This window comes from Streptomyces sp. SID3343 (genome assembly GCF_009865215.1).
Classification (GTDB): Bacteria; Actinomycetota; Actinomycetes; order Streptomycetales; family Streptomycetaceae; genus Embleya.
Window position 1 is genome coordinate 1 of the sequence record NZ_WWJX01001191.1, and the last position, 704, is coordinate 704.

Sequence of the window (704 nt, forward strand, 5' to 3'; positions counted from 1 at the left end):
GGCGGCCCCCGGAGCGGATCCCGAAGAACCCGGCCCCGACCTGCGCGAGATCACCCGCCGAGCGCAGGCGGGCGACGCCGAAGCGGCGACCGTGATCACGAACGCCGCAGTCGTACTCGGCCGCACCCTCGCCGGGCTCGTCTGCGCGCTCGACCCGGCGGTGCTGGTCGTGGGCGGCGGGGTCGCCGGCATCGGCCCGCGCTTCATCGACCCGCTCACCACCGCGCTGCGTGCGGAGGTGCTGGCGCCGCTGCGCGAGATCCCCGTACTGGCGGCGGCGCTGGGCCTGGACGCGCCGCTGGTGGGCGCGGCCCTGCTGCCCGAAGACCTGACAACTCCAGACGACCCGACAACTCCCGACGGCCCGAACGGACTTCACCATGCATCCGCTGCTTGACCCACTGCGGGGCGGCTTGATCGTCTCCGTCCAAGTGCACCGCGCCGACGACCCGCTGCGCGACCCGGCGATCATGGCCGCCGTCGCACGGGCCGCCGTCGAGGGCGGCGCGGTGGCGATCCGCTGCGGCGGCATCGGCGGTGTGCCCGACGTCGCCGCGGTATGCGCGGCGGTGGAGGTGCCGGTGATCGGGCTGTGGAAGGACGGTACCGAGGGCGTGTACATCACGCCGAGCGCCGCACACGCGCGGGCGGTGGTGGCGGCCGGCGCACCCGTCGTCGCGATCGACGCGACGCTTCGGGCCCGC

At 75.4% G+C, this 704-nt stretch carries 1 protein-coding gene and 1 pseudogene; both read left to right on the forward strand.

Going from position 1 to position 704, the window contains the following annotated elements:
- On the forward strand, window positions 1-397 hold a 397-nt coding region (locus tag GT354_RS37465), incomplete at its 5' end, for an ROK family protein (RefSeq protein WP_161360847.1).
- A pseudogene (locus GT354_RS37470) lies at window positions 381-704 on the forward strand (N-acetylmannosamine-6-phosphate 2-epimerase); the annotation flags it as partial. The gene GT354_RS37465 and the pseudogene GT354_RS37470, both read left to right, overlap by 17 nt.